The 26,303-nt window shown below is 65.7% G+C and carries 27 protein-coding genes and 1 tRNA gene; 10 read left to right on the plus strand and 18 right to left on the minus strand.

Going from position 1 to position 26,303, the window contains the following annotated elements:
- Window positions 1–9: 9 nt before the first annotated feature.
- From AC06E7_RS17190 to AC06E7_RS17220, 7 genes are all read right to left on the minus strand, one after another.
- Window positions 10–1,263: a TrbI/VirB10 family protein gene (locus AC06E7_RS17190; RefSeq protein WP_478065428.1), complete on the minus strand. Its 1,254-nt coding sequence runs from the start codon at window positions 1,261–1,263 to the stop codon at window positions 10–12.
- On the minus strand, window positions 1,260–2,036 hold the full coding sequence (locus tag AC06E7_RS17195; protein ID WP_093535996.1) for a TrbG/VirB9 family P-type conjugative transfer protein: 777 nt from the start codon (window positions 2,034–2,036) through the stop codon (window positions 1,260–1,262). Before AC06E7_RS17195 ends, AC06E7_RS17190 begins: the two co-directional genes overlap by 4 nt.
- Window positions 2,033–3,154, minus strand: coding sequence for a VirB8 family type IV secretion system protein (locus AC06E7_RS17200; RefSeq protein ID WP_095362703.1), 1,122 nt, complete (start codon window positions 3,152–3,154; stop codon window positions 2,033–2,035). The genes AC06E7_RS17195 and AC06E7_RS17200 overlap by 4 nt, the downstream gene beginning before the upstream one ends.
- A gap of 41 nt (window positions 3,155–3,195) precedes the next feature.
- A complete protein-coding gene (locus AC06E7_RS17205) occupies window positions 3,196–3,654 on the minus strand; it encodes a hypothetical protein (RefSeq protein ID WP_068852741.1) in 459 nt (152 codons plus the stop codon).
- Window positions 3,655–4,060: 406 nt separating this feature from the next.
- Entirely contained in the window at window positions 4,061–5,734 is a 1,674-nt protein-coding gene (locus AC06E7_RS17210) for a type IV secretory system conjugative DNA transfer family protein (protein WP_336443152.1), read from the minus strand.
- 30 nt (window positions 5,735–5,764) lie between these two features.
- Entirely contained in the window at window positions 5,765–6,028 is a 264-nt protein-coding gene (locus tag AC06E7_RS17215; RefSeq protein WP_143584551.1) for a hypothetical protein, read from the minus strand.
- 153 nt (window positions 6,029–6,181) lie between these two features.
- Window positions 6,182–6,724 (minus strand): D-Ala-D-Ala carboxypeptidase family metallohydrolase, encoded by a 543-nt coding sequence (locus AC06E7_RS17220; RefSeq protein ID WP_478065429.1) that lies wholly within the window; start codon window positions 6,722–6,724, stop codon window positions 6,182–6,184.
- A gap of 86 nt (window positions 6,725–6,810) precedes the next feature.
- Here AC06E7_RS17220 and AC06E7_RS17225 point away from each other — a divergent pair, with 86 nt between their 5' ends.
- Together AC06E7_RS17225 and AC06E7_RS17230 are read left to right on the plus strand one after the other, a co-directional pair.
- Window positions 6,811–8,031, plus strand: a complete 1,221-nt coding sequence (locus tag AC06E7_RS17225; protein WP_478065430.1) for an MFS transporter — start codon at window positions 6,811–6,813, stop codon at window positions 8,029–8,031.
- Window positions 8,032–8,166: 135 nt separating this feature from the next.
- Window positions 8,167–10,899 (plus strand): UvrD-helicase domain-containing protein, encoded by a 2,733-nt coding sequence (locus tag AC06E7_RS17230; RefSeq protein WP_478065431.1) that lies wholly within the window; start codon window positions 8,167–8,169, stop codon window positions 10,897–10,899.
- 29 nt (window positions 10,900–10,928) lie between these two features.
- On the opposite strand, the gene AC06E7_RS17235 is transcribed toward AC06E7_RS17230, so the two are convergent.
- Window positions 10,929–11,837 (minus strand): NAD(P)/FAD-dependent oxidoreductase, encoded by a 909-nt coding sequence (locus tag AC06E7_RS17235; protein WP_478065432.1) that lies wholly within the window; start codon window positions 11,835–11,837, stop codon window positions 10,929–10,931.
- 201 nt (window positions 11,838–12,038) lie between these two features.
- Here AC06E7_RS17235 and AC06E7_RS17240 point away from each other — a divergent pair, with 201 nt between their 5' ends.
- Together AC06E7_RS17240 and AC06E7_RS17245 are read left to right on the plus strand one after the other, a co-directional pair.
- Entirely contained in the window at window positions 12,039–12,209 is a 171-nt protein-coding gene (locus tag AC06E7_RS17240) for a CsbD family protein (protein ID WP_184126979.1), read from the plus strand.
- Between the two features lie 248 nt (window positions 12,210–12,457).
- Entirely contained in the window at window positions 12,458–12,760 is a 303-nt protein-coding gene (locus tag AC06E7_RS17245) for a hypothetical protein (protein ID WP_478065433.1), read from the plus strand.
- Between the two features lie 60 nt (window positions 12,761–12,820).
- On the opposite strand, the gene AC06E7_RS17250 is transcribed toward AC06E7_RS17245, so the two are convergent.
- From AC06E7_RS17250 to AC06E7_RS17265, 4 genes are all read right to left on the minus strand, one after another.
- Entirely contained in the window at window positions 12,821–13,063 is a 243-nt protein-coding gene (locus tag AC06E7_RS17250; RefSeq protein WP_320457168.1) for a hypothetical protein, read from the minus strand.
- Window positions 13,060–13,623 carry a hypothetical protein gene (locus AC06E7_RS17255; protein WP_478065434.1) on the minus strand — a complete coding sequence of 188 codons (564 nt, stop codon included), beginning with the start codon at window positions 13,621–13,623 and terminating at the stop codon, window positions 13,060–13,062. The genes AC06E7_RS17250 and AC06E7_RS17255 overlap by 4 nt, the downstream gene beginning before the upstream one ends.
- A gap of 82 nt (window positions 13,624–13,705) precedes the next feature.
- A tRNA-Ser gene (locus tag AC06E7_RS17260) sits at window positions 13,706–13,795 on the minus strand.
- Between the two features lie 79 nt (window positions 13,796–13,874).
- Entirely contained in the window at window positions 13,875–14,867 is a 993-nt protein-coding gene (locus tag AC06E7_RS17265; RefSeq protein WP_068854691.1) for a LysR family transcriptional regulator, read from the minus strand.
- Between the two features lie 124 nt (window positions 14,868–14,991).
- Between AC06E7_RS17265 and AC06E7_RS17270 the strand changes: the two genes are divergently transcribed.
- Window positions 14,992–15,579, plus strand: a complete 588-nt coding sequence (locus AC06E7_RS17270; RefSeq protein ID WP_184126984.1) for an FMN-dependent NADH-azoreductase — start codon at window positions 14,992–14,994, stop codon at window positions 15,577–15,579.
- 157 nt (window positions 15,580–15,736) lie between these two features.
- Here the strand turns inward: AC06E7_RS17270 and serS are convergent, their stop codons facing one another.
- Window positions 15,737–17,017: a serine--tRNA ligase gene (gene serS, locus AC06E7_RS17275; protein WP_478065435.1), complete on the minus strand. Its 1,281-nt coding sequence runs from the start codon at window positions 17,015–17,017 to the stop codon at window positions 15,737–15,739.
- Between the two features lie 115 nt (window positions 17,018–17,132).
- Between serS and AC06E7_RS17280 the strand changes: the two genes are divergently transcribed.
- Together AC06E7_RS17280 and AC06E7_RS17285 are read left to right on the plus strand one after the other, a co-directional pair.
- Complete coding sequence (locus tag AC06E7_RS17280; protein WP_217537530.1) at window positions 17,133–17,765, plus strand: energy transducer TonB; 633 nt, start codon at window positions 17,133–17,135, stop codon at window positions 17,763–17,765.
- Between the two features lie 229 nt (window positions 17,766–17,994).
- Window positions 17,995–18,573, plus strand: coding sequence for an energy transducer TonB (locus tag AC06E7_RS17285; RefSeq protein ID WP_478065436.1), 579 nt, complete (start codon window positions 17,995–17,997; stop codon window positions 18,571–18,573).
- A gap of 76 nt (window positions 18,574–18,649) precedes the next feature.
- Here AC06E7_RS17285 and aroA read toward each other — a convergent pair whose 3' ends face one another.
- From aroA to AC06E7_RS17305, 4 genes are all read right to left on the minus strand, one after another.
- Window positions 18,650–19,957, minus strand: coding sequence for a 3-phosphoshikimate 1-carboxyvinyltransferase (gene aroA / locus AC06E7_RS17290; protein ID WP_478065437.1), 1,308 nt, complete (start codon window positions 19,955–19,957; stop codon window positions 18,650–18,652).
- Between the two features lie 91 nt (window positions 19,958–20,048).
- Entirely contained in the window at window positions 20,049–21,209 is a 1,161-nt protein-coding gene (pheA, locus tag AC06E7_RS17295) for a prephenate dehydratase (protein WP_478065438.1), read from the minus strand.
- A 29-nt stretch (window positions 21,210–21,238) separates the two neighbouring features.
- Window positions 21,239–22,324 carry a phosphoserine transaminase gene (serC, locus tag AC06E7_RS17300; protein ID WP_478065439.1) on the minus strand — a complete coding sequence of 362 codons (1,086 nt, stop codon included), beginning with the start codon at window positions 22,322–22,324 and terminating at the stop codon, window positions 21,239–21,241.
- Between the two features lie 227 nt (window positions 22,325–22,551).
- Window positions 22,552–23,352 carry an FHA domain-containing protein gene (locus tag AC06E7_RS17305; protein ID WP_184126994.1) on the minus strand — a complete coding sequence of 267 codons (801 nt, stop codon included), beginning with the start codon at window positions 23,350–23,352 and terminating at the stop codon, window positions 22,552–22,554.
- A gap of 123 nt (window positions 23,353–23,475) precedes the next feature.
- On the opposite strand from AC06E7_RS17305, the gene AC06E7_RS17310 reads away from it, so the two are divergent.
- The 3 genes from AC06E7_RS17310 to AC06E7_RS17320 all read left to right on the plus strand — a co-directional run bounded on the left by AC06E7_RS17310 (window position 23,476) and on the right by AC06E7_RS17320 (window position 25,568).
- Complete coding sequence (locus AC06E7_RS17310; protein WP_217537534.1) at window positions 23,476–23,751, plus strand: polyhydroxyalkanoic acid system family protein; 276 nt, start codon at window positions 23,476–23,478, stop codon at window positions 23,749–23,751.
- 88 nt (window positions 23,752–23,839) lie between these two features.
- The gene (locus AC06E7_RS17315; protein ID WP_478065440.1) at window positions 23,840–24,331 is read left to right on the plus strand and encodes a phasin family protein; all 492 of its coding nucleotides are present in this window, start codon (window positions 23,840–23,842) and stop codon (window positions 24,329–24,331) included.
- Window positions 24,332–24,551: 220 nt separating this feature from the next.
- Complete coding sequence (locus tag AC06E7_RS17320; RefSeq protein ID WP_478065441.1) at window positions 24,552–25,568, plus strand: restriction endonuclease; 1,017 nt, start codon at window positions 24,552–24,554, stop codon at window positions 25,566–25,568.
- A 3-nt stretch (window positions 25,569–25,571) separates the two neighbouring features.
- Here the strand turns inward: AC06E7_RS17320 and hutC are convergent, their stop codons facing one another.
- On the minus strand, window positions 25,572–26,300 hold the full coding sequence (gene hutC / locus AC06E7_RS17325) for a histidine utilization repressor (RefSeq protein ID WP_478065442.1): 729 nt from the start codon (window positions 26,298–26,300) through the stop codon (window positions 25,572–25,574).
- Window positions 26,301–26,303: the final 3 nt, after the last annotated feature.

Below are 26,303 nucleotides of genomic sequence, written 5' to 3' on the forward strand. Positions count from 1 at the left end.
TCCAGGCGATCAGCGGCGGCGCGGCAGCACGTCGCTGAAATCGACGTCCTTGGCCACGTAGACACTCATCACGGTGCCTTGGTTGATGGTGACGGTGGGCGGGCGACGCTCGCTCATCGCTTCGTTGGCCAGGCGCTCCATGCTGCGCGCGGTGGCGCTCTCATAGGGCGACTGCACGGCAAAACCGTTGCTGCTGATGGTGGTGGTCTCCGGTCCGTGTTCGGCCGCGGCGTATTTGAAGGCGTCCGCGATCAGGCTGATCATCAGCGCCGAGGCGATACGGCTGCCCCAGTGCGCGCTGTAGTCGCCCGGGTGGCCCGCGCCACCGAGCTGGTCGATACCCGGGCTGGACATGGCCACGTCGATGCCGTTCGGCGTGGTGATGCGGTCCCAGATCACTTCGACGCGCTTGCCCTTCGGGCCGCCGCCATACGCACCGTAGATCTTCGAACCCTTCGGCAGCAGCAGGCTGCGGCCGTTGATCGAGTACACCGGTTCGGTCAGCAGGCACGAAGTGAAGCCGGAGACGTCGGTGATGATGCGGGTTTCCAGCACGCAGCGCAGGTAGGTGCCGCGCACCAGCAGTGCATCCGGGCTGCGGATGAACGCAGCGCTGGAGACGTCTTCGACGTCGGGACCGCGGCGCACCTTGGCCGGTGCCGGCTGCTGCGCACCCGGCAGCTGCGCCATCATCGCGCGGGTGTACTCGTCATCGGGACGTCCACCGAGGCCACCCTGCCCTTCGGACCCAGTCGCCCCATTGCTGCCACCCACGCCGTTGCCCGACGCCATGCGGCGGTCCAGCAGCGACGGCTGACGCGGTTCGTTGGACATGCCCATGTCACTGGGAATGGCCGGCGGCGTGCGGTACGGGTTGTCCTGTTCCGGCGGCGGCAGCGGCGGCAGCATTTCAATGGGCTGCGTATCGGCCACCGGGGCCTGCGGCAGCACCGGCTGCGCAGTCGGCAGTTCAGGCGTGGACACGCGGGCCTGTTCGTTGACCTTGGCCGGAGCGTCCTGGTCGTCGCTGCTCTTGCGCAGCAGCAGGAAGCCCATGGCGATGATCAGCACCAGGATGCCGCCCAGGAACGCCAGCGCCTTGCGGTTCAGGCGCTGTTCCTCGGCCGAGCGCAGCTGCGGCGCGGCGGCATCGAGGTTGGGATTGTTGTCGGCCACGTTCTGGCCGTAGTACGGGTTGCTCGGCGCGTCGCCGTCGTCGCGGCCGTGGTTCGGCTCGTTGCCGGGAGTGTTGTGCTGGCTCATTTCTTCACGTTCCTTCGCAGACCAACGACGTTGTCACCGTGACGGATGACCAGGTAGGGATAGGTTCCATGCACGATGAGCGAATTGCCCTCCACCGTCGTGTTGACCACGAAATCCTCACCGTACTCGCTCTCACGGCCGAACACCGCCGGGAAAATGCCCGTCTTGTACTCCGGCGACGCCGGCAGTTTCAGGTAGGTGAAACGGCCATCGTCGTAGGCGTTGACCGGGATCAGCCAGCCCATCTTCTTGGCGCGGCGGGTGGAGTACGAATAGTCGAAGTTGTACTGGCGATCCTTGGCCAGTTCCGAGCTGAGCAGCGGCTTGACCTCTTCATCCACCGCCTGCTGGGCGGTACCAAACTCGGTATCGCTGGGATAGCTGAAGGCGATCTTGTACTGCACGCCGGCACGGCGCGCCTGTTCGAGCTGGCGCCAATCGGTGGCCACCACCTTCAGTTCGAAGATGTACGAATGGGTCTCGGTGCGCACCATCATGTTGGTGTCCACGTCGACGTTCTTCGGCTTGAGGTAGAACACGTTTTCGCGACGGGTCAGCTCCCAGCCACTGCTGAAGCCGGTGCTGTAATCCAGGATCTTCTCGTTCGGGCTCAGTTCGATCTGGGTGGTGAGACCCAGGCCGGTGCGCACCGGATAAATGCGGTCCTGTTCGTACTCGTAGTGGTCGACCACCTGGGCCTTCGCAGGCGCGGAGACCAGGGACATCATCGGCACCAAGGCCAATGCGGCCCACCAAAGTTTGCTACTACTCATCGGTTGCTTGCTCCCTCAGCAGTTCCGGTGGAAATGTTCTGTGCCGGCACGTTGGCCGGTTGCCGCGGCGCGACTTGTCCTGGTATCGCCTGGCCCGGCACTGCCTGCCCGGGGTATTGCTGCTGCATCGGCTGCGCGGGCACCTGGCCCGGCACCGTCATCTGGCCCGGTACCTGCTGCCCCGGCACCACCATCTGGCCGGGGACGGCCTGGGCCGGCACCGCAACCGGCTGGCCGGTGGCCGGATCGATCATGGTGGCGGTGGCCGGGTTGTTCGGGTCGTACACCGGCGCTGCCGCGGCGGCAGCCGCTGCCGCCTGCGCGGCCTGGGCCGCGGCCGCCTGGTTGGCCTGCCTGGCCATGTCGGCGTCGTCGGGCACCGGCACGCCACGGGCGTAGTCGTTGTCGACGCGGTATTCGGTCACCTGGAACGCCAGCGGATTGAGGATCCGGTCCTGTTCGCTCAACGCCAGGTCGGTGCGGTAATCAAAGCGCATCGTGACCAGCTTGTTGTCCAGGAACTGGGAGACCCCGGTGGTCTTGTCGAGCAGGCTGCGCTGGATGCGCACCGAGGCGCCGCGGAAGCTGCCGTTGCCTTCGGCGGCCAGCGGCGTGATGCTCAGGATCTTGACGCGGATTGCCTTGTTGGTGCCGTACACGAACACCGGGTTCTGCGGATTGTTGTTCGCATAGCGCTGGCGCTGGGTGGCGGCGACCGGCTCGGACGACATCGTGAACACCAGGTCCCAATCGCGCAGGCCCATTACCGCCGAGTCGAACGACTCGCGCGCCAGCACGTACTGGGCCACGTTGCTGCGGTTGATGGCTTCGTTGGCGGTGATCGATCCGTCACCGAAATTACCCGCCAACCGGGCCACGGTTGCGTTGCCGGTGTAGGCGTCGGCCATCACCAGGAACGGCACCTTCTCCTTCAGCGGCAGCATGTAGTAATAGCCGCCGGCCAACGCCAGCGACATCACCAGTGAACCGGTCGCCACCCACCAGGCGCGGCGCTCGCTGCGGCGCGCCATGTCGGCAACGGTCAACTCGTAGCTCACCGCCTTGGCAACCGCCTGGTCGACCTTGGGGGTGTTGCCTGTTTCCTTCTTTCGGAACATGGGGTCATCCGTACTGCTGGAACATCAAGGGGCCGCGGAACTCAGCTTCCGCTGGACGCGTCGACACTGCCGGCGGCAGCGGTCGGCGATGCGGCGGAGGCGGACTGCACGACGATCTGGTTGCCGACGATGGACACCGACACGCCCTGCCCTGCATAGGCGGCAGTGAGATCGATCATCGCCTGCTGCGGATTGGTGGTGCCGATCGTGGAGACCGCGCCATACAGCGTGTAATCGGAGCTGATGCGGTAATCCAGCGTCATCCCCGAATCCTTGGCCCAGCGTTCAAGCATGGTCTTCAAGGTGCCATCCATGGGCGAGGCCTGGTACACGTAGCTGGTGTACAGCGGAATTTCCATGGTGGTGCTGGCGAAGCGGTTCACCGGCTTCCAGCGACCGCCAAAATCCGGCGCGTCGGGAGTCGCACAACCGGCGAGCAGCAGCACGGCAACGGCGGTGGCAACGCTGATGGATCCCTTTGACAGAAACGCTTGCTTCATACGAACTTCCCTATGACGTACGGAATAGCGGCTTTTAACCGGGAAAAAACGGCAACACGCTGACGTGTCATGGCCTGCGGTCAGGCCCGACAACGCAACGTTGGATGCGAGCAACACCTTTCACCGGTGCAACCGGGCCCCCGCCCCGTCTGGTGTGTAAACGCCCCGAACGCCTGTCCGGCCCCTGCGCCTGCACACCCAACCCGAGAAAAGCCATCCATGTTCCTCTTGACTGCTTCAGTGCATGTCTTCCAGCACTGGTCTCAACAACAAATTCATGACGTACAGAACGTCCATCACAAATACGATGCCACACATTCGCGTCAAATCAACGTCAAAAGCGACAATTTTTTAACGTTCATCCCGCGTTTCTTTGACGCACGTCACACGCCTTCACATATGACGGTTACAGATCCAACGTCGGCACCGACGTCTTCGGCAACAGACGCGATGTGAAGTAGCGGTCCTGGTAATACTTGATCTTGTCGCACTTGACCGGATGCGGAATGCCCTCGTAGAGGAACACTTCGTGATCGTTGCCCATCGCCTTCAGCTCCTGCGGCAGCATCAGCGCGCGCCGCTCTTCGGTAAAGCTGTGGGTCTTTTCACGGGCGTGCGTGACATTCTTCCTGCGCACGGTGGTGTAGCCGAGCATTTCCGAATAGTCGTTGGCATCCTGCTGCTCACGCGGCGCGTAGAGGATCTGCAAGGCGTGGTTGGTGATGATGGTGCGCGAGACGTCCCTGCCGTAGGTGGCGTCGAGCTGGGCCATGCTCTGGATGATGGGCAGCAGGCGCACGTTGTAACCGGCCATGTAGGATACCGCCGAGGCGATGATGTCCACCTTGCCGATCGCGGTGAATTCGTCCATCAACAGCAGGCACTGGTACTTCAGGTCCGGGTTGGACTTGGGCAGTTCCTTGGTGTTGAGGTTGATGATCTGGCTGAAGAACAGGTTGATGATCAATCGGCTTTCAGCCAGCTTGTTGGGCTGGATGCCGATGTAGATGGTCATCTTCTTCCTGCGCAGGTCGGTCAGCAGGAAGTCGTTGGCACTGGTGGCCTTGTCCAGCACCGGGTTGATCCAGGCGTTCAACGGCTCCTTGAAGGTGCCCATGATCGACGCGAAGGTTTCATCGGCCTGCGACAGCAGGTTGGCGAATGCCGAACGCGCATTGCCGCTCAGGAACTTCTGTTCGGACAGGGCCTTGAGGTACTTCTTCAGGTCGCTGCCATCGCCGGTGGACAGGCGGAACACCGCGCCCAGCGTCGGCGTGCCCTGCCCGCCGGGGAAGCCCTGGCGACGCTCGTCGTCCCAGTTCTCGAACAGGTACAGGGTGAAGGCCATGAACGCATTGCGCGCCTGGCTGATCCAGAACTTCTGCTCGTCCGAACCATCCGGGTACAGCATCGCGGCGATGCTCATCAGTTCCGAGACGCGGAAGGCCTGGTCGTCGGAGACGTAGCTGAGCGGGTTCCAGCGATGGGTGCGGCGGTCTTCGGCAAACGGATTGAACAGGAACACCTCATGGCCCTGGCTGGCACGCCAGCCGCTGGTGAGGTCGAAGTTTTCCTGTTTGATGTCCAGCACCACCACCGACTCGCCGTACTCGAGCAGGTTGGGAATGACCACGCCCACGCCCTTGCCCGAACGGGTCGGCGCGGCGAGGATCACGAACTGCTGGCCACTCAGGCGCACCAGCTTGCCGCCGAAGCTGCCCACCACGATGCCGTTGTCGGTCTTCTTGAACAGACCGTGCCTGGCCAGGTCGGCGGCGTCCGCGAAGCGGGCATCGCCGTGCAGGGATTTCTTCTTCGGCTTCAGCACGAAGAACAGCGCAACCAGGCAGGCCACGATCGGCAGGCTGAAACCCACCACGCCCGCCGCCTTGATCTTGGTCAGGTACGGTGCAACCGCCGGCTGGTCCATCGCCTGGACGTACTGGTAATAGGTATTCCACTTGAACAGCCCGGTATCGAGGCCGAGCAACAGCAGCGTGAGGTAGCCGGCAAGGCAGTAGCCAACAAGTGCGGTCAAGAGGATGACAACAGCGGTGACAACGATCTTCTGCGTGGACAAACCCAATCCTCCATGACGCACCCGAAGGCGCTACGACTGACGCCGACGCCTGCGTGGCGCCGCGCGTGTACCGGTTGCTTCAACTTCCCCAAGGGCCGTCTTCGCTTCCTCGCGCAACAGCGACCAGTGCAGGTGCGCCTCATCAAGCGACACCACATCGGTCAGCCGCGCGCCGTCGGAAGTGAGGACGGCGAAGCCGAACACATCGGCCGGACTGTAGACCGGCGAATATGTCAAAGCCACCAGCTGAAACCTGCCATCTACCCGCAGTGCGTGAGGGAATTGCACCATCACGCACGCTCCCTCGGGTCGATGCCAATGCGCGCATGCTAATGCACGTTTACGGCGATGCCAATCAGAAATTACTTACAATACAGCTGTGAATACAGGTGTACTCGCAACAATGTTGCGCGTGGCGGGACAATGTAACGAGATCGCGCTCAACACTCATCGCAAGCCGTGAAGATAGCGTGTACGTCCCGCACGTCTCACCGCGGTCAGTTGTTGTCGCCGAGGTTGCGGTGCATGGGACACATGCACCCACTCACCGAATTCTTCGATGAGCTGGTCGAACGGAAGTTGCAGCGTGACGATGCGTCGCGCCAGCACCATGGAGCTCATCCCCTCCACCTGGATGTCTGCGGCCTGGCCACTGCGGTGCTGGCTGCCAGCCACCCCGCCCACGGCGCGATTGACCGCGGCCGAGCGGAAGCCGGACGTGATGTACACCGGTTTACCAATTGAGTCGCGGAGCGGCTGCAACACGTGCACAGCCAGAGCCTGTAGTGCGGCGCGCTCCGCACGGTTGGGCACGTTGGACAGCCCTGTCGCGGTCCGGGTGAACTCTTCTAGATGGAAGTTCGGCGTCAGCAGCATCGGCAACCACACGCGGAATGGGATGGTCCAAGCGTGGAGCGTGCGCACCTCGTGGACGTGAAGGTCGCGTGAAGAAAAGGCGAAACCGATCCCCGGTTCCAGCGGCCACGCCACAGCATTCCAGCACCGGATACCTTGATTCCGGCCATATGTTGCGCCGCAGCAGTACAATGGGCCGCTTCATTCTCCGCCTGCTGCCCATGAGCCCCACTCCCCTCCCCCTGGCCGCGCGCCTCACCGCGCGCCAGCGCACGCTGATCATCCTGGCGCTGTCGCTGGGCGGCTTCGCCATCGGCACCAGCGAATTCGCCAGCATGGGCCTGATGCTGGAGATCAGCCGTGGGCTGTCGATCAGCGAGACCCAGGTCGGCCACCTGATCAGTGCCTATGCCATCGGCGTGGTGGTGGGTGCACCGGTGCTGGCCTTCGCCGGCGCGGGGTATGCACGCCGCACGTTGCTGCTGGGACTGATGGGCTTCTATGCCGTGGGCAACCTGGCCAGCGCGCTGGCCCCGGATTACCTGACGATGTTGATCGCCCGCTTCATCGCGGGCCTGCCGCACGGCGCCTACTTCGGCGTGGCCATGCTGGTGGCCGCCGCGATCAGTCCGCCGGCGCAACGTGGCGCCGCCGTATCGAAGGTGCTGCTTGGCCTGTCGGTGGCGATCCTGGTCGGCAATCCGCTCACCACCTGGCTGGGCCAGCAGTTGAGCTGGCGTACCGCGTTCGCGCTGGTGAGCGTGCTGGCGATTGCCACGGTGCTGATGATTGCCCGCTTCCTGCTGCCGGACCCGGATGAAGTGCGGACCTCGCCGATGCGCGAACTGCGCGCGTTCAACCGGCCACAGGTGTGGCTGGCGCTGGCGATCGGCTCGGTGGGCTTTGCCGGCATGTTCTGCGTGTTCACCTACCTGGCGCCGACGCTGGTGCAGGTGACCGGCCTGGCCGAGTCGTGGATGCCGGTGGCGGTGGGCATCTTCGGCATCGGCGCGATCATCGGCAATGTCGCCGGTGGCTGGCTGGTGGACCGCTTCCAGTTCCGGGCGGCGGCGATCGTGCTGCTGTGGTCGATCGTGGTGCTGCTGGCCTATCCGCTGGCCGCAAACTCTGTCTGGACGATCTTCCCGATGATCATCGCGGTGGGCACGATGGGCGCCCTCGCCGCCGTGCTGCAGACCCGCTTGATGGACGTGGCGGGCGAAGCGCAGACCCTGGCCGCGGCGTCCAACCATGCCGCGTTCAATACCGCCAATGCGCTGGGCCCGTGGTTCGGTGGCCTGGCCATCGGCGCCGGCTTCAGCCCCGCCGTGACCGGCTATGTCGGTGCGGCCACCGCGCTGGGCGGCCTGCTGTTGTGGGTCGTGGCGGTCCTGGTGCAGCGGCAGTCGCGGACCGGCGCAGCGATGGCCTGCGAACGCTGATCCGCGAACGTGGCGCCGCGCTGAAGAAGCCCCGCTCCGGCGGGGCTTTTTTGTTGGGATTTTCCTATCATGGCGGCCCACCTTTCCCCGATGCCGGCCCGTTCCGGTACGTGGCCCGCTTTCCTGGATGTACCGATGATCCACGACTGGTCCCCTTCCCCGTGGGGCCGACGCCTCTCGCGTTCGCCGGACTGGCGGCTGCGCCGGGTCGATGACCATTTAGAGCTCACCGTCGACACGCAGGTGTTTTCCCTGCCGGTCAGCGCAACCCAGGCGTGGCACCTGCAGCGCGGTGCGGTATGGACCACGCTGTGCATGGCGACCGATGAGGGTGAGCTTCGCCTGGGCGGGCTCCCCAACGCGCAGGCGCACGAACTGGAAGCGCTGTGGAGCGCCAGTGCGCAGATCCATCGACAGGACCACGCGGTGGGCGAGGCCAATGCAGCCTTGGCTCAGATTCGTGAGTGGCTGCAACAGGTCGACGCGGTGATGGCGGGTGCCGATGCCGCGGACCGCTGGCTGACCCAGGAACACCAGCATGCGCTGCTGCACGCGCGCCCGGTGCTGGCGCTGGACGACGATGCGCTGTGGGCGGTGTTCGACGATCCTGCGCTGCGCCCGCAGCTCGAGGGAACCGCTGCGGTGATCGAGGATGACCTGCTGCGCTGGTCGGGCGACTGGACGGCGGTGTGGGCGTCACGCAATGAAGCGCACCTGCAACGCGAACGGACCGATGCGGCGGCACTGCTGGGCCACGTGGAGCGGCTGCCCCTCAGCGACGAGCAGGCACGCGCGGTGCTGTGCTTCGACAGCCGGATGCTGGTGGTGGCCGCCGCCGGTTCGGGCAAGACCTCGACGATGGTGGCCAAGGCGGCCTACGCCGTCGAGCGCGGCCTGATGGCACCGGACCAGATCGTGATGCTGGCCTTCAACCGCGAAGCGGCCGGCGAACTGCAGCAGCGCACCAGCGCCGCCTTTGATCGGCTGGGCCTGCCTGCCGGCGACGTCACCGCCTGTACCTTCCACGCGCTCGGTCGGCAGATCATCGGCAAGGTCACCGGGCGCATGCCGGAGGTGCCTGCATGGGCCGTGGACGCCGCCCAGGGCTTCGAACAGCTGGCCGACATCATCGACCGCCTCAAGGACCGGTCGCTGCACTTCCGCACCCAGTGGGACATGTTCCGGCTGGTGTTCGCGCGCGACCTGCCGCCGCAGGGCCAGGCCGCGCCGGCCGACGGCTGGGACGCCGAGGGTCACCGCTATGTGCGCACGCTTCGTGGCGAACGCGTGGGCAACATCGAAGAATGCGTGATTGCCGACTGGCTGTTCTACAACGGCGTTGAATACACCTACGAACCGCACCCGGTGCTGGATACCACCACTGATACCTGGCAACCGGGGCGCGCGGACTTCTTCTATCCGGGCACCACGCTGTACCACACGCATCGCACGGGTGACGGCGCCGATCCGCATCCGCGCGGCCGCGATGCGCTACAGCTGCAGACCAGCAGCGGACAGCTGCGCAGCGGCGCGCTGTTCGAGGCACTCGAAACGGCGCTGAGCGGGCACCACATCGGGCTTGACCCCAACCCGGACCGCGAGCTGCCTGCGGAGGGTGCAAAGCCGATGCCGGACAGCGACCTCATTGGCCTGCTGCGTACCTTCATCAGCCACGCCAAGAGCAACGGCCTTGCCGTGGCCGACCTGGCCGAGCGCCTGCGCCAGCTGCCCGAGGACCGCTTCAAGCACCGCTACCGCCTGTTCCTCGAACTGGCCACGCCGATCCTGCACGCGTGGGACGATGCGCTGGCTGCCGAGAATGCCATCGACTTCGAGGACATGCTCAACCAGGCCGCCGAACATCTCGAACAGGGCCGCTACGCATCACCGTATCTGCTGGTGATGGCCGATGAGTTCCAGGATGCCTCGCGTGCCCGTGCGCGGTTGTGCCGGGCACTGGTGGAGGCGCCGGGGCGGTATCTGTTCGCGGTGGGCGACGACTGGCAGTCGATCAACCGCTTCGCCGGCGCGGATGTGAGCTGCATGACCCACTTCGAAGCGACCTTCGGCCCGTCGCAGATCCTGCACCTCACCCGCACCTTCCGCTGCCCGCAGGCGTTGTGCGATGCCTCCAGCCGCTTCGTTTCAAGGAACCCCGGGCAGATCGCCAAGCAGGTGCGCTCGCTCGCACCGGTACAGGGCCCGGTCCTGCAGGCCTTCCAGGCGGCCGCGCGCGACCGCCTCCAGGATGCGATCTACCAGTACCTTCAGCGACTGCAGCAGCAGCTTCAGAGCGGGGCCATGGCGCCCGGCCGCGATGGCCGGTTGTCGGTGTTCATCGTAGGGCGGTACAACGCCGAGCGCGCGTTCCTTCCCTCGCACTGGGCGGCGCGTTTCGGCGCGCAGCTGCAGCTGAGCTTCCTCACCGCGCACCGCGCGAAGGGCGCCGAGGCCGATATCGTGATCCTGCCGGCCATGCTCGACCGCAGCTTCCCGAGTGCCCGCGCCGATGATCCGGTGCTGGCGCTGGCAATGCCGCATGCCGATGCGTATCCGCTCAGCGAGGAGCGCCGCCTGTTCTATGTCGCATTGACCCGCGCGCGACGCTCGGTGGTCATGTTTACCGTGCAGGGCAAACGCTCGCCGTTCCTCGACGAGCTGGTCCACGATGGCGCCGTGGAGATCACGGCCGCCAACGGCGAGCCGATCCGGGAGCAGGCTTGCCCCGCGTGCGATGGCGGGGTGATCGTGCAGCGCAGCGGGCCCTACGGCGAGTTCGCCTCATGCTCGGGTTACCCGCGCTGCCAGTACAAACCGCGACAGACGGCGGCGGCGACTGCGACTGCGACTGCGACTGGGCGACGGTAGAGCCACGCCCTGCGTGGCTGACGCATCAATCAATCAAGCAATCCCAACAGCGAACGGTGCACCGCCACCCCGACCAATGCACCCTCGCCCACCGCCAAGGCGATGCTGCCGGCCATCCGCCCGGCATCACCACAGGCAAACACGCCCGGCACCGTGGTCTGCTTGGCCGAATCGGCCGTGATGCAGCCGGCATCCACCAGCTCGCAGCCAAGCTGTTCGGCCAGGTCGCAGGACAACGTCGACGTCGGCAGCAGGAACAGCGCATCGAGCACCACACGGCGGTCGTCGGCCAGCACCACGGTGGCCGTGTCTTCGACACGTTGGACGCGGGTCGATTCGATCACCACGCCGCATGCATCGAGCCGCTCGCGCTTTTCCGGATCGATGCTGCCCGGGTCCGGGCAGAACAGGGTGATCTTTCCCCAGTCGCACAGCAGCAGCGCCTGCCCGACGCCGCCATCCTTGGCGCAGCCGAGCACGCCGATGTTGCCTTCGTACAACTCATAGCCATGGCAGTAGGGGCAGTGGTAGACACTGCGGCCCCAGCGCTCGGCCAGGCCATCGACGGGCGGTAATGTATCGGTTACGCCATATGCCAGCACCAGCCGGTCGGCGGCGAACGTGCGGCCGTCGTCGCAGTCCACCTCGAACGAAACGCCTTCCTCCACGACGCGGGCGCTCGCGGCCTTGCCCTCCACCCAGGTCACGGTGGGATAAGTAAGCAGTTCGGTGCGCGCCTGCGCGGCGATTTCCGCCGGATGCATGCCTTCCCGGCCGATGAAGCCGTGCGCTTCGAGGGAATTGCGGTTGCGCGGCAGGCCACTGTCGATCACCAGCACGCTGCGCCGGGCCCGGACCAGCTGCAGGGCGGCCGACATGCCGGCGTAGCTGCCGCCGATGATGATGACGTCGAAATGGTCTTCCGCTGTACGGCTCATGCGCGGGTGGTACCTGTGTAAATGGATTTCGGCAGCATACGGTTGCCGCGTGAAGTACCGCTCACGTGCTTGCGGCACGCAGCGTCAAATGAACAGTTGCCTAGCGTTCGCGCCGCGTGAGGCCCGGATTCACTGCTTCGCTACCGGGTTCCAAGCAGGATCGAGTCACCCACAACGGGTTCAACCACGAGGTAATTGAACATGGACAAGAATCGTACTGAAGGCGCGAAGAACCAGGTCAAGGGCACCGTGAAGGAAGTAGCTGGCAAGGTGACCGGCGACAAGTCGCAGGAACTGGAAGGCAAGGTCCAGAAGGAAGTTGGCAAGGTGCAGAGCGACGTGGGTAAGGCTCGCGACGACGCGCGTCATTGATGGCGCTGCCACGCATTGCGTGGCATTGCGTCACCCCCATGAAAGACGCCCCTTCTTGGGGCGTTTTCTTTTTGCGGTTTTCTGCTTCGACATCCGGCGCTCTCCGCCAGATACGCAAAACGCCTGCCGGTGCTGGTCATACACCGTCAACGCGACAGGGGCATGCTGAATGTTCGTGCGGGAGAATAACTATGCGGATATCGGGCAGTTTTCTTGCAGCAAGTGCTGTCACGCTGAAGGTAGGCGTCTTGTTCTGGGTCCTGGTGGCCTGGCGGACTCCGGGGCGCGAGCCTTGGGACGCGCCCGCGTTCTGGACCGTCGTCTATCCCATCGCACTGGGGATCGCCGCGGCTCTAGGCGCGTGCTTTCCCCGGCATGCGTGGCTGTGGGGCCTGCTGTTCATGGCGCTGCAGGTGCCAGTGGCGGCCATGGCGTCGGGCTTTGGCCCGATGTTGCTGGCCGGACTGGTATACGCAGCGGTGCTGGCGGTGCCCGCGATGGCTATCGCGGCAGCGGTGGGGGCGCTGCGTCGCCACCTGCATGAGGCTTGAGGCACAGATCGCCAAGGCCGCCGCCGCGCAACATCCAAGCACATTCATGTAGTTCAGCTCCTAAAGCGAAGGGTTTGGTAGGAAGTGAACGACAGTCCTTGCTATAGCAGCAATGGGGAGCGCGATGCTTAGGGCCCGGGTCAAACGGTTGCCCGCATTGGCTTGGAATGGAATCCAGATGACTAAAGCGATAGTGATCAGCGAGAAGATCACCACTGCTTTGCCGCTTGCCATCATCGCCAGAGACAAGGCGATAAACGCAAACAACTCAAGAACAAGTTCGATGTAAGTACGTCTATTCATCTTTTTCCGTCTTGCTTGGGCTGGGAGTCGTCCATGACCGCGATGGAAGCTTGCAGCCGACAAATGCTATCACGACTCATTCGCAATTGAGGCGGATCCAAACAGGCCACTGTCAGACTGCCTTGAGTGGAAAGCTTGGCTTCCACATGCGCGACAAGCTCAAGACTTCGATATGGCGAGACTGCGAGCACATTTTGAGCGTGGATGGATTCCACAGCGCCCGGGCTCTCGATCTGCTGCTGCAAGTTGACCGTGGCGTCTGGGGAGCCGCTCCAGTTCAACGTGAGCTCCTGTAACTTCCCGGCGTTCGTCAGTCGAGCGAGGACCACGTCACCATCCGTCTTGCTGGGCTTGACCACGCGTTGATCCTTCAACTGTGCGAAGAGTCGAGCACAGCCGATGAAAGGACGACCGCACGCACGTGGCTTGGGCCAGATACTTGGTCCGGAGGTACGCTTGATAAGCCGGCAGTCGAGCACGACGCGAAGTTCGACGGGGACTCGCTGGACGAAGGACCAGCGGCCGATGGCGGGCCGGCTCAGACGACGAGCGATGCGCATGCGAGTGATTCCTCTGCATGCTTCCTGCCTTCCAATCGACTCAAACTAAGATTTCAATCCAGATCACTTTTTCAGGATCTAGTGGCGGAGAGAGTGGGATTCGAACCCACGGAAGGAATGACCCTTCGCCGGTTTTCAAGACCGGTGCCTTAAACCGCTCGGCCATCTCTCCGGATGTCGCGCGCCGGCCGGGGCCGGGCGCGTATTCTCGCATGGTCGGCCGGGTTTACCCAAGGCCGACCCCGACAGCGTCAGCCGGCATCCACCGCCAGGGCGCCCAGGGCGCTGGCGCGGATCTTTTCCTTGGCCCGTTCGCACGCCCCACCGCAGTCCAGGCGCGACGCTTCCAGCTGCGGCGGCAGGTGCTCGGCCAGGAAATCGATGAACACCCGCACCGCCGGCAGCAGGCCGCGGCGGGAGGCGAATACGGCGTGGCAGATGCCCTGCGGCAGCGACCATTCCGGCAGCACCACTTCCAGCTCGCCGCTGCGCACGGCGTCGGCGCAGACGGTCTCGGGCAGCATGGTGATGCCGAAGCCGTCCTTGACCATGCTCTGCAGCAGCGGGAAGTCGAATCCGGCCACGCGCGGCTGCAGGTCCACGCGGCGTACCGCGCCCTCCGGGCCGTGCAGCTCCCAGCGCTGGCGGGCCTCGTCTTCGCTGATGCTCAGGGTGACGTGGTTGGCCAGTTCATCGGGATCTTTCGGGCGGCCGGCGCGATCCAGATATTTCGGGCTGGCCACCAGCAGTTCCTGCACCTGGCCGAAGCTGCGCATCACCAGGCTCCCGTCATCGTCCAGGCGTGAGCGTACGCGCAGGGCCACGTCATAGCCTTCGTTGATGATGTCCACGCGGCGGTTGCTGATGTTCAGCTGCAGGCGCACTTTCGGGTACTGGGCCAGGAACTTCGGCAGCAGCTTGGGCAGCTGCATCTGCGCCAATGAGACCGGCACGCTGGCGCGCACGAGGCCGCGGGGCTCGGCACTGAGCCGGTCCACCACTTCGCGTGCGGCTTGGGCTTCGGCCAGCATGGTCTGCGCGTGGCGATGCACGCTGGTGCCGACGTCGGTCACCGCGAAGCGGCGCGTGGAGCGCTGCAGCAGGCGCACGCCCAGGTCGGTTTCCAGCTGGCTGATGCGGCGGCTCAGACGGGATTTGGGGATCCCCAGGGCGCGTTCGGCCGCGGCGAAGCCGCCGTGGTCCACCACCATGGCAAAGTAGTACAGGTCGTTGAGGTCGTGCATACCGAAGTTCCAGATATAGAACAATACGTGGTATTCAACCACCTTTATCCCAGCGACGCAACAACCTAACCTGCTTTCCGTCGGCGGCGCCTTGACCGCCCTTCCCCGGATACAGGTGATTGCCATGAAGCTTCTTCACATTGATGCCAGCGTGCTGGGCGACAACTCGGTTTCCCGCCAGCTGTCCGCAGCCGTGGTCGCACGGTTCAATGAGACCGTTGAGAACCTCGATGTAACCTACCGCGATCTCGATCGTAATCCCATTCCCCATTTGAGTAGTGGTTCGCTGGCCCAGGTGGATGCGGCCGAAGCTACCGATGCCGAAGCGGTGATGCAGCAGTTCCTTGCCGCAGACGTGATTGTCATCGGCGCGCCGATGTACAACTTCAGCATTCCGTCGACGCTGAAGGCGTGGATCGACCGCGTGGCGGTGGCTGGGCGCACCTTCAAGTACACCGAGAATGGCCCGGTCGGCCTGGCCGGTGGCAAGCGCGTGATCATCGCCAGCTCGCGTGGCGGCATCTATACCGATTCGCCAGCTGACTTCCAGGAGCCGTTCCTGCGCCAGGTGTTCGCCTTCATGGGCATCACCAATGTCGAATTCGTGCGTGCCGAAGGCATTGCCTATTCGCCGACCCACCGCGAAGAAGCCATTGCCGCTGCGCTGGCCAGCCTGCCGGCCGCCGAGTTCGAAGAACTGGCCGAAGCCTGAGTGTTCCAGGGCAGGCGTTGAGTCCTCGTCGGACGCCCTGCCCGGGCCGGATTCCCCCTCCCCCATCCGGCCCACCCTGCGGCCCCGCTTCTGCGGGGCCGTTTCTATTTGATAGCAGCCATACAAGAAAAAACCCGCCTTTCGGCGGGTTTTTTGGTTACGCGATTTTATCCAGGCCGCCCATGTAGGGCTTGAGCGCATCCGGTACGGTGATGCTGCCGTCGGCGTTCTGGTAGTTTTCCATGACCGCGATCATTGCGCGGCCCACGGCCACGCCCGAACCGTTGAGCGTGTGCACCAGTTCCGGCTTGCCGGTTTCCGGGTTGCGCCAGCGCGCCTGCATGCGCCGCGCCTGGAAGTCGCCGCAGTTGGAGCAGGACGAGATCTCGCGGTAGGTGTCCTGCGAGGGCAGCCACACTTCCAGGTCGTAGGTCTTCACTGCAGAGAAGCCCATGTCGCCGGTGCACAGCAGCACCTTGCGGTACGGCAGGCCCAGCTTTTCCAGGACCACTTCGGCGCAGCGGGTCATGCGCTGGTGCTCGGCTTCGCTCTCGGCCGGGGCGCACACGGTGACCAGTTCGACCTTTTCAAACTGGTGCTGGCGGATCATGCCGCGCACGTCGCGGCCGCCGCTGCCGGCTTCGGCGCGGAAGCACAGCGAATGGGCGGTCATGCTCAACGGCAGGCGTTCGGCATCGACGATTTCGTCGCGCACGATATTGGTCAGCGACACTTCCGAGGTCGGAATCAGGTAGCGCGTCGACTCGCCCACGGCGGTCTTGAACAGGTCGTCTTCGAACTTGGGAAGCTGGCTGGTGCCACGCAGCGATTCCGGGTTCACCAGCACCGGGACGTTGGTTTCCTCATACCCGTGCTCGCCGGTGTGCAGGTCGAGCATGAACTGGGCCAAGGCGCGGTGCAGGCGCGCGACCGGGCCGCGCAGCACGGTGAAGCGCGAACCCGACAGCTTGGCGCCGGCTTCACCGTCCAGGCCCTGGTTGCGCGCGCCCAGCTCGACATGGTCGAGCACCGGGAAATCGAAGCTGCGCGGGGTGCCCCAGCGCTTCTGCTCGACATTCTCCGATTCGTCCTTGCCGTACGGGACATCGTCGGCCGGTACGTTGGGGATGCCCATCGCGATGGCTTCAATCTTCTCGCGCAGCTCGTCCAGGGTTACTTCCGAGGCTTTGAGCTCGTCGGCGAAGGCGGCCACTTCGGCCATGATCGCCGAGACGTCCTCGCCCTTGGCCTTCGCCTGGCCAATGGCCTTGGAGCGGCTGTTGCGCAGGCTCTGCAGCTCCTGGGTACGGATCTGGATGCGCTTGCGGTCGGCTTCCAGCGACTCCAGCCCGGAGACGTCCAGCTCGAAACCGCGCGAGGAGCGCAGGCGTTCGGCGAGTTCGGCGGGTTGTTGGCGGAGCAGGGCTGGATCGAGCATGGCGTTTGGGCGGTAAGTACGGGTCTGGAGGGGGATTATCGCCTGTAATCGGCTTTTCTGCCGCCCGGTTCATTCCCGGCGTGGCAGAATCGGGGAGTTCACCATGGTATGGCTCATGTCCGCTTCCCGTTCCTCGTCTGGCAAGAACATCACCTTCCAGCTGCCCCGCCGCAGCCTCATGATCGCCGGGATCGCTTTTGGCGTCGGCGTGCTGCTGTTCCTGGCCGTGTGGCTGGGCAACCGCAACAACGACTTCTACAAGGCCGGCCCCGCGCAGACCCCGCAGGAAGTGGCCCAGGTCGAACCCTTGCCCGAACCCCTGCCCGCCGCGGCCGGGTCCAGCGACATGCCCGACGCCAAGCCGCTGCCGGTGGAAGACGAAAAGCCGCAGCTGGTCGAAACCGCTCCGCCGCCGGCACCGGCCGCCCCGGCCGCTGCCGCGCCGGAAACCGCCCCCGTGGCGATGGCCGCCGGCGACCGCCCGCAGCCGATTGCCGACCAGTCGCCGCCGCCGACCTACCCGCCTGCCGCCCTGCGCAACGGCGTGGAAGGCAGCGTGGTGGTGCGCGTGGACGTGGACGCGACCGGCTACCCGATGAACGTCACCATCATCCAGCGCAGCGGCTCGCGTGACCTGGATCGTGCTGCCAGCGATGCCGTGCGCCGTTGGCGTTTCCAGCCGGCGCAGAGCAACGGCATTGCGGTGCCGGGCAGCATCGAAGTCCCGTTCGATTTCAAGGCACAGTGAAATTGCGCGGCTAGATGCCCACTGGTAGGTGCCCACGGGTAGGTGCCCACTGGTAGGTGCCCACTGTTAGTGGGCACACGTCTGAAAACCGCGCGAGCTCCGCGTAAAGGTCCGGCTCATGATGCTGAACCTCGACGGGAATGCACTCATCGCGTTGACGCATCGGTGACACACCCGCAACCCGGCTCAGGCAAGACTGGCGTCGTCAAATCGACACCAGGAGTCCGCCATGAGTGTTACCCATGCACACGAGATGCCTACGTCGCCGCAGCAGCAGCGCGACATCATTGACGAGCCGGGCCGCCGTCGTACCTCCCCCCTGCTTTGGATCGCGCTGATCGTCGCGATGTTTGCCGCCGCGCTGGTGTGGCTGCGCTATGCCAATCCCGATGAAGGCGCCAGCGCGCCGGTCGGGGACCGCATGCTGCCTGCTACCGAGACGCCGGTGGCGGTGACGCCGGCCCCGGCCAACCGTGAAGCGACGCCAGCCACCACGCAGCGTCGTGCTGCTCCCGTGGTTCGCGATCGCGATGCGCGCCCGCTGAGCAGCAATGCCAAGCCGGTGTATCCGCGGACCGCGCTGCGTAGTGGCGTGGAAGGCAGCGTGATTGCCAGCCTCAACGTGGACCCGCGTGGACAGGTGACCGACGCCAATATCGTGCAGCGCAGTGGCGGTCGTGATCGCGACCTGGACCGTGCAGTGCTGAGCACAGTGCGTGACTGGAAGTTCGAACCGGCCATGCACAACGGCCGCGCCGTGGCCAGCGTGGTACGCGTGCCGGTGGATTTCCGCACCGAGCAGCGGTAACCCTCATCTATAAAACGGCGGGGGAGCAGGAGCCGACCATCTGGTCGGCTCCTTTTTTTTTGCCGCCGGCGGTGCCTTACCGGAGGTTGAAGCCCGCGGCGCGGGCGATGCCGTCGAAGTTGGGGAACGAGGTGGCGACGTTGGCGATGTCGTTGATGCGCACCTCGCCGCTGCTGAGCTGGCCGGCGATGGCGAAGGCCATCGCGATGCGATGGTCGCCGTGGCTTTCGATGGTGCCGCTGCCCAGCTCATGCCCGCCGTGGATGGTGGCGCCGTCTTCGGTCTCATCCACCTGTACGCCGAGGCTGCGCAACCCGGTGGCCATGGCAGCGAGGCGGTCGGATTCCTTGACCCGCAGTTCGGCCGCGCCACGCACGATGGTGTTGCCCTGTGCAGCGGCAGCGGCAACGAACAGGGCCGGGAACTCGTCGATCATATCCGGCACCAGCGCTTCGGGAATCTCGGCGCCGTGAAGCGGTGCGTGGCGGACCACCAGGTCTGCTACGGCTTCCCCGCCCTGCTCTGCATGGTTTTCTTCGCGGATATCGGCGCCCATCAGTCGCAGCGCGGCAAGCAGGCCGGTGCGGCGCGGGTTGAGGCCGACCTGGCGCAGGGTGAGTGCCGAACCGGGAATGATGCTGGCCGCAACCAGGAAGAACGCAGCCGAGGAGAAGTCAGCCGGCACCGCGATGTCGGTGGCGCGCAGGCGCTGGCCGCCACGCAGGCGGGCCTTGCCGGGCGAAAACTCGATCTCGACACCAAACGCGCGCAGCATGCGCTCGCTGTAGTCACGGGTCGGGTGCGGTTCGGTCACGGCGGTCTCGCCCTGCGCATACAGGCCGGCCAGCAGCACGGCCGATTTGACCTGCGCGCTGGCCACCGGCGAGGCGAAGTCGATGCCGTGCAGCGGCTGGCCGCCATGCACGCGCAGCGGCGGGGTGCCGTCGGCCTCGGTGACGATCTTCGCGCCCATTTGCGCCAGCGGGCCGGTTACCCGGCGCATGGGGCGACGTGACAGCGATTCATCACCCACCATCACTGAATCGAACGGCTGCGCGGCGAGAAGGCCGGCCAGCAGGCGCATGCCGGTGCCGGCGTTGCCGCAGTCCAGCGGCGCCTCCGGCGCCTGCAGGCCATCCACGCCCACGCCGTGCACGACGCGCTGCGACGGCGACGGGGTTTCAATGCGCACGCCCATCTGCGAGAAGATCGCGGCGGTGGCGCGGGTGTCCTCGCCTTCCAGGAAACCGTCGATGTGCGAAACGCCATCGGCCAGTGCAGCGAACATCACCGCACGGTGCGAGACCGACTTGTCGCCGGGAATGGTCAGGCTGCCCTGCAGGGGCTGGCCCTTGCGGGCGGTCCAGGAAGCGGAAGCGGTCATCGGTGAATCCTGTAGAAAGCCGCCCGCGGAGGCAGCGATGGTGCGGAATGACGGTAAGCGGCGCCGCGCGCAGTGCGGCGGCGCCGAGGTATCAGGGCACGGCCACCGGGTAGGAGCCCAGCACCTTGATCTGCGCCGAGTGCGCCTTCAGTTCGGCCAATGCGGCCTGCATGGCCTCGTCGTCGATGTGGCCGGCCAGGTCGATGAAGAAGCCGTATTCCCACTTGGCGTTGTGCGACGGGCGCGATTCGATGCGGTTCATGCTGATGCCGTGCCGCGCGAACGGGCTGAGCACGTCGAACAGCGCACCGGGCTTGTCGTGGATGAACACCAGCACCGAGGTGCGGTCGTGGCCGGAGGTCGGGAAGAACTGGCGGCCCACCACCAGGAAGCGGGTGGTGTTGTCGGCGTCGTTCTGGATCGGCTTGGTCACGACCTTCTTCAGGCCATACACGTGCCCTGCACTTTCGCCACCAATGGCGGCGGCGTCATCGGCATTGCGGGCGCGGCGCGCGCCTTCGGCATTGCTCGACACAGGGATCTTCTCGGCCTTGGGCAGGTTGGCGCGCAGCCAGGAGGAGGTCTGCATGAACGATTGCGGGTGGCCATACACGCGTTCGACATCTTCCAGCCGGCCGCTGCGCGACATCAGGTACTGCTGCACGCGCAGTTCGACTTCGCCGCAGATCTTCAGGTTGGAGGTGAGGAACATGTCCAGGGTGATCTGGATGGTGCCCTGCCCCGAGTTTTCCACCGGCACCACGCCGAAATCGGCGTTGCCCGCTTCCACTTCCTGGAACACTTCTTCAATGCTGGCCAACGGCAGGCCCAGCGCCGAACGGCCGAAGTGCTTGAGCACGGCCTGCTGGCTGAAAGTGCCTTCCGGGCCGAGGTAGCCGATCTTCAGCGGCTCCTGCTGGGCCAGGCAGGCCGACATGATTTCGCGGAACACATGCACCAGCACTTCATCGCTGAGCGGGCCTTCGTTGCGGTCCACCACCATGCGCAGCACCTGGGCTTCGCGTTCGGGGCGGTAATAATCCACGGCAGCAGCAAGCTTGCCCTTGGCCTTGCCGACCTGGTGGGCGAACTGGGCGCGCTCGGCGATCAGCGCCTGGATGCTGCGGTCGATGTGGTCGATCTTGGCGCGCACGTCCGACAGCACCGGGGCGGCGACAGCAGGTACGGCGTCGGCCTTGGCTTTGCTGGGCTTGGCGGCGGGTGCCTTGGGCTTGGCGGGTTTGGTGGCCATCAGGGTATCCAGTTACAGATTCGGGAACGTCAGCCGTTGCGTTGCTGGAAATCGCGCATGAAGGCGGCCAGCGCCTGTGCGCCTTCCACCGGCAGTGCGTTGTACAGCGAGGCGCGGATGCCGCCGACGGCCTTGTGGCCCTTCAGCGCCAGCAGCCCGGCGGCCTTGGATTCGCTCACGAAACGGGCGGTGAGGGTTTCGTCAGGCAGGAAGAACGGAATGTTCATGCGTGAGCGCGCGGCAGGCACCACCTCATTGCGGTAGAAGCCGCCGGAGGCATCGATGGCACCGTAGATCAGCGTGGACTTGACCGCGTTGCGGCGCGCGAATTCTTTCACCCCGCCCTCGGCGAGCATCCACTGGAACACCAGCCCGGCCAGGTACCAGTTCCAGGTGGGCGGAGTGTTGAGCATGGAATCGCGGGCGACGTGCGAGCGGTAATCGAAGATGTCCGCGCGCGGCTGGCCACTGCGCTCCAGCAGGTCGCGGCGCACGATCACCACCGACACGCCGACCGGGCCCAGATTCTTCTGTGCACCGGCGTAGATCAGGCCGTAGCGCGAGACATCCAGCGGTTCGCTGGCGATGGAGGAGCTGAAATCGGCGAACAGCGGCGCGCTGCCGACGTCCGGGGTGTCACGGAACTCGACGCCGTGGATGGTTTCGTTGGCGGTGATGTGCACGTAGGCGGCATCGTCGGACAACTGCCACTGGCTGCGCGGCGGGATGTCATGGAAACCACCGGCTTCGCTGCTGGCGGCCACGTTGACCCGCACGTAGGGGCTGACCTGCTTGATCGCGGTCTTGCCCCAATGCCCGGTGAGCACGTAATCCACGGTCTGCCCGGGGGCGGCGAAGTTCAGCGCGAGCAGGGCCTGCTGGGTGGTTGCCCCGCCGGCCAGGAACATCACCGCGTAATCGTCCGGCACGCCGAGCAGGCGGCGCAGGTCGGCTTCGGCTTGGGCGGCAACGGCCATGAACTCCGGGCCGCGGTGGCTCATTTCGACAATGGAGGCGCCAGCGCCGTTCCATTCCAACATCTCTTCCTGCGCCTGGCGCAGGACCGATTCCGGCAGGGTTGCAGGGCCGGCACTGAAATTGAACGCGCGCGTCATGTCACACCTATGGGGCAAGACCCCTAGTATGCCGCAGCGCACCAGCCTTTAGGCCTTGCAGGACAAGGCGAAATTGGTTGCATCCGAATCTATCGACGGCGCCACACGACCAACGGTCGTGTGCTACCGGCGATCGTGCGACACGGGGGTAGCGCCCGACCGTTGGTCGGGCGACGCCGCGATCGTGCGACACGGGGTAGCGCCCGACCGTTGGTCCGGCGACGCGTTCAACGCGCGCCGAACCACAGCAGCAGGCTGATCAGGCCGGCCAGCAGCAGCGCGCTGCCGAGCAACCAAGGCCAGCGGCTTACCCGCGTCGGCTTGGCCTGGGCTTCCACCGGCGATGGCAGGTCGAGCAGCTCGTCCTCCTCATCGCTGACCACCCGCTTGCGGCCGTCGTGCGGCACTTCCAGCACGAACCGGTGCTGCGCATCGAAGACAAGCTGGTCACCGGGCTGCAGCCAGCAGTGCCTGACGCTGACGCCGTTGACCCGGGTCGATTCGCCCGCTCCCAGATCCCGCAACAGCAGGCGGTCGCCGTGGCGTTCCAGGCGCGCGTGCTGTTCGGCGAACGCGGGATCGTCGATCACGATGTCGGATTCGGCGCCGCGCCCGATCACCCGCGGGCGGTCGAGGGTGAAGCTGCGCCCGTGGTGCTGGCCACCCACGCCGCGCAGCAGGCGCTGGTCCTCCCCACTCTCATCGCTGCGCGACGGGGCGTGGTTGAGGGCCTCGCATTCGCCCTGGATCAGCATTTCCACGCCGTCGGCGTAGACCGCGTCGCCGGGCCGCAGCAGCGCCATGCGCCGCACCGGGCGACCATTGACGTGGATGCCGCGCATGCCGGCGGCTACCTGCAGCCACAGGCCGCGGTCGTCCAGGCAGAACTGGGCCAGCAACAACGTGCCGGCCGCGTCGCCGCCCAGGCGGACGCTGCCCGAGGCATGGCGCACGATGCGCTGTACCCCGGGCCGCAACGGCTGGTCGGGGTGTTGGCGATGAGTGAAGTGAACAAGCAGGTTCTGCACGCGGCGCAGCCTAGCAGGTTGGATGTCAGGGAAGATAGAGAAGTGTGACGCACTGCTTGGAGTTCTGTCTGCGGATGCGCACAATGCACGCCCGTTTCCCGCTATCGCCCGTCAGGAGTCCGCATGTCCCGCATCGATATCCGCCACGACCACACGCTGTCCACCGAAGCGGCCCGCGACGCGATCGAGGCGATGGCGGCCAAGCTCACCGACAAGTTTTCCCTCAAGACCCAGTGGGACGGCGATGCGCTCGCGTTCAACGGCTCCGGCGTGAATGGCCAGATCGAGCTGCTGGCTCACCAGGTGCGCGTGGTCGCCGACCTGGGCTTCCCGGTGTCGATGATGAAGGGCATGGTCGAAGGCGAAATCCAACGCGTCCTGCAGGAAAAGCTGGCCTGAACCGCTGGCGTGGCGGCGGGCACGCCATCACGCCACGCAATCGAAGCGCTGGGTAGGATCAACGGGTGGCCACTCACAGGATCGCCCCATGAATACTCACGACGACTACGATGACCGCACCGGCGAAAAGCCCTCGCTGCAGGACCAGGCCGAGCGCTTCTCGCGCAGGCTGACCGGTTCGGCGCAACAGATCTGGCTGGCCGGGCTCGGCGTGTTCGCACGCGCCCAGGCCGAAGGCAGCCGCGTTTTCGACGACCTGGTCAGGGAAGGCGAGTCGGTGGACGCGCGCAACCGCGAGCAGGCCGGCGACACCCCGCGCTGGCGCGACAACGTCGAGGAACACCTGGGCGAGGCGCGCGAAAAGGCCGCCGGCACCTGGGACAAGGTCGAGAAGGCCTTCGACGACCGGGTCCAGGGCGTGCTCAAGCGCCTGAATATCCCCACGGCAGAAGACGTGGCGGCGCTCAATGTGCGGATCGATGCCCTGACCGCCCGGCTCAACCGCGCCGAGGCACGCAACGCCTCCCCCAACGCAGACCCACGGCCCGGCACCCACCAGTCGCCCGGTTCGGACCCCTGAGCGCGGACCACACTGTTCCGTACGGCGATTGTTGCAAAGCAGCACCACTTTGTTGACAATCGAAATCGACCCGCCAATTGCTTCTGCGCCGTTTGTTCCCTCCCCTCACGGCTAAGGATTGGCGGGTTTTCTGTGTGCGCGATCTCAAAACGACATCCCGCAGACAGGGGCGGGCGCATATAAACTGTCGTCTGCACCTCCGTGTTCATCTCTAGGTCCCATGTTCTCCTGGATTCTGGCTCTCCTGCTGGCCCTCGTTGTCTGGTCCCTCGCCGCTGCCTACTTCTGGCTGGTGAAACGCCGCCGCAAGGAGACCCGGCTGGGGCTCAACGCCTTGGCCGGCATGCACTGGCGGGACTTCTCCGAAATCGTCCGGCGCGCCCTGCACGAACAGCGCGGCCTGCAGGACGTGACCGGCGAGGCCGACGACAGCCGTGAGCCCAGCAGCGACTTCCTGATGCAGGACGCCCAGCACCAGCGCTACCTGGTGTCGTGCAAGCATGGCCGCGCCTACCGGATCGGCCGGGCGGCGGTGAACGAGCTGGGCGCCGCGGCGCGCCTGGCCGGTGCCCGCGGCGGCATCCTCATCACCGAAGGCATGGTCGAGCGCGATGGACGTTCCACCGCCGACAAGCAGAACGTGGAAGTGCTGGATGGAGCGCTGCTGTGGCCGATGCTGCAGCCTTACCTGCCCGGTGACGTGGAAACCCGCGTCAAGCACGCGGCACGCCGCGAAGCGGTGCGGCGCATCTCTATCGCCGGGCTGGGCTCGCTGACGCTGGGCCTGCTGGTCGGCATGGGATACCTGACATCCCGCCTGGACCAGGCAGCCCAGGCGCCCGCGCCGGCGTCGGCCCCCGTGCAGGCAGCGACCCCGCCGGCACCCACCCCGCCCGCTCCAGTCGCCCCTGCACCTGCACCGCCGGCCAACCCGGCCCAGACGGCCGCCGCGCCAAACCAGATCCTCGGCACCGTGGCCGACCCGGATGCGGCCACGCTGGCGGTGTACCAGCGCGAACTGGCAACACTGCTGGCCCAGCAGGAGGGCGTGCTCAGCGCGTTCTGGCAGACCCGGCAGACGCTGGCAGTCAACCGCTCGGCCGAGATCGACGAGGTCTGGCCACGTATCTGCACCCAGGTGAAGCGCTATCCGGCACTGCGCACGGTGCGCATCCAGCTCAATCCCCGCATCAACACCGACGAGCCGGTGCGCTGGCGCCAGTGCGCCACGTCGTAAGGATCAGCGCGCGCCGGGCGCGAACCGCGCCACCAGGTCCCAGGCGTCGCCCAGGAACATCTGCCGCACGCAGGTGATGGGCTGGTCGCCGCGCCAGGTGAGGCGGTCGATCACCAGGCACGCGGTGCCCAGCGACACTTCAAGCAGGGCCGCGGCCGCGGCATCGGCGCCCCACGCACTGATCCGGTGCTGGGCGCGGGTCCACGACACGTTCTGCAGCAGCCAGCTGCCCGGCGCGGTCGTGTTGAAATCCACGTCCAGCACTTCGGGCACCCCGACCGGGCTGATCAGCCGGTGTTCGAGCGCGAACGGCCTGCCGTCGGCACGGTGCAGGCAGCGGATGGCCAGCAGTTTCTCGCCAGCGGACAACGCCATCTCTTCATCCACCTGCGTGTCCGGCGCCCGGTAGGCGCGGTCCAGCAGCTGGTAGCCGTACACATGGCCGCGCGCACCGACCGCCATGGCGATGTCGGGAATCTCCAGCGCCACCTGTTCCAGGTGCGGCGGCTGGCGCGCCACGAACGAGCCGGCGCGACGCCGGCGCTCGATCATGCCGCTCTCGGCCAGCGCGGTGAGCACCTTGTTGACGGTCATCCGCGAGCAGCCGTACTGCTCCATCAACTCGTGCTCGTACGGAATGCGGAACCCCGGCGCCCACTCCCCGCTCAGGATGCGGCTCTCGAGGTCGGCACGGATGCGCTGGTTGAGGGTTTCGGCTTTCTTGCCGGTCACGCG

Source organism: Stenotrophomonas sp. Steno-Z4 (assembly GCF_056393145.1).

What these genes read in the sequence shown, in the direction of transcription:
- AC06E7_RS17190 (WP_478065428.1), bottom strand. Translation starts at nt 1,263, where the DNA reads ATGAGCCAGCACAACACTCCCGGCAACGAGCCGAACCACGGCCGCGAC.
- AC06E7_RS17195 (WP_093535996.1), bottom strand. Translation starts at nt 2,036, where the DNA reads ATGAGTAGTAGCAAACTTTGGTGGGCCGCATTGGCCTTGGTGCCGATG.
- AC06E7_RS17200 (WP_095362703.1), bottom strand. Translation starts at nt 3,154, where the DNA reads ATGTTCCGAAAGAAGGAAACAGGCAACACCCCCAAGGTCGACCAGGCG.
- AC06E7_RS17205 (WP_068852741.1), bottom strand. Translation starts at nt 3,654, where the DNA reads ATGAAGCAAGCGTTTCTGTCAAAGGGATCCATCAGCGTTGCCACCGCC.
- AC06E7_RS17225 (WP_478065430.1), top strand. Translation starts at nt 6,811, where the DNA reads ATGAGCCCCACTCCCCTCCCCCTGGCCGCGCGCCTCACCGCGCGCCAG.
- AC06E7_RS17230 (WP_478065431.1), top strand. Translation starts at nt 8,167, where the DNA reads ATGATCCACGACTGGTCCCCTTCCCCGTGGGGCCGACGCCTCTCGCGT.
- AC06E7_RS17235 (WP_478065432.1), bottom strand. Translation starts at nt 11,837, where the DNA reads ATGAGCCGTACAGCGGAAGACCATTTCGACGTCATCATCATCGGCGGC.
- AC06E7_RS17240 (WP_184126979.1), top strand. Translation starts at nt 12,039, where the DNA reads ATGGACAAGAATCGTACTGAAGGCGCGAAGAACCAGGTCAAGGGCACC.
- AC06E7_RS17250 (WP_320457168.1), bottom strand. Translation starts at nt 13,063, where the DNA reads ATGAATAGACGTACTTACATCGAACTTGTTCTTGAGTTGTTTGCGTTT.
- AC06E7_RS17255 (WP_478065434.1), bottom strand. Translation starts at nt 13,623, where the DNA reads ATGCGCATCGCTCGTCGTCTGAGCCGGCCCGCCATCGGCCGCTGGTCC.
- AC06E7_RS17265 (WP_068854691.1), bottom strand. Translation starts at nt 14,867, where the DNA reads ATGCACGACCTCAACGACCTGTACTACTTTGCCATGGTGGTGGACCAC.
- AC06E7_RS17270 (WP_184126984.1), top strand. Translation starts at nt 14,992, where the DNA reads ATGAAGCTTCTTCACATTGATGCCAGCGTGCTGGGCGACAACTCGGTT.
- serS (WP_478065435.1), bottom strand. Translation starts at nt 17,017, where the DNA reads ATGCTCGATCCAGCCCTGCTCCGCCAACAACCCGCCGAACTCGCCGAA.
- AC06E7_RS17280 (WP_217537530.1), top strand. Translation starts at nt 17,133, where the DNA reads ATGTCCGCTTCCCGTTCCTCGTCTGGCAAGAACATCACCTTCCAGCTG.
- AC06E7_RS17285 (WP_478065436.1), top strand. Translation starts at nt 17,995, where the DNA reads ATGAGTGTTACCCATGCACACGAGATGCCTACGTCGCCGCAGCAGCAG.
- aroA (WP_478065437.1), bottom strand. Translation starts at nt 19,957, where the DNA reads ATGACCGCTTCCGCTTCCTGGACCGCCCGCAAGGGCCAGCCCCTGCAG.
- pheA (WP_478065438.1), bottom strand. Translation starts at nt 21,209, where the DNA reads ATGGCCACCAAACCCGCCAAGCCCAAGGCACCCGCCGCCAAGCCCAGC.
- serC (WP_478065439.1), bottom strand. Translation starts at nt 22,324, where the DNA reads ATGACGCGCGCGTTCAATTTCAGTGCCGGCCCTGCAACCCTGCCGGAA.
- AC06E7_RS17310 (WP_217537534.1), top strand. Translation starts at nt 23,476, where the DNA reads ATGTCCCGCATCGATATCCGCCACGACCACACGCTGTCCACCGAAGCG.
- AC06E7_RS17315 (WP_478065440.1), top strand. Translation starts at nt 23,840, where the DNA reads ATGAATACTCACGACGACTACGATGACCGCACCGGCGAAAAGCCCTCG.
- AC06E7_RS17320 (WP_478065441.1), top strand. Translation starts at nt 24,552, where the DNA reads ATGTTCTCCTGGATTCTGGCTCTCCTGCTGGCCCTCGTTGTCTGGTCC.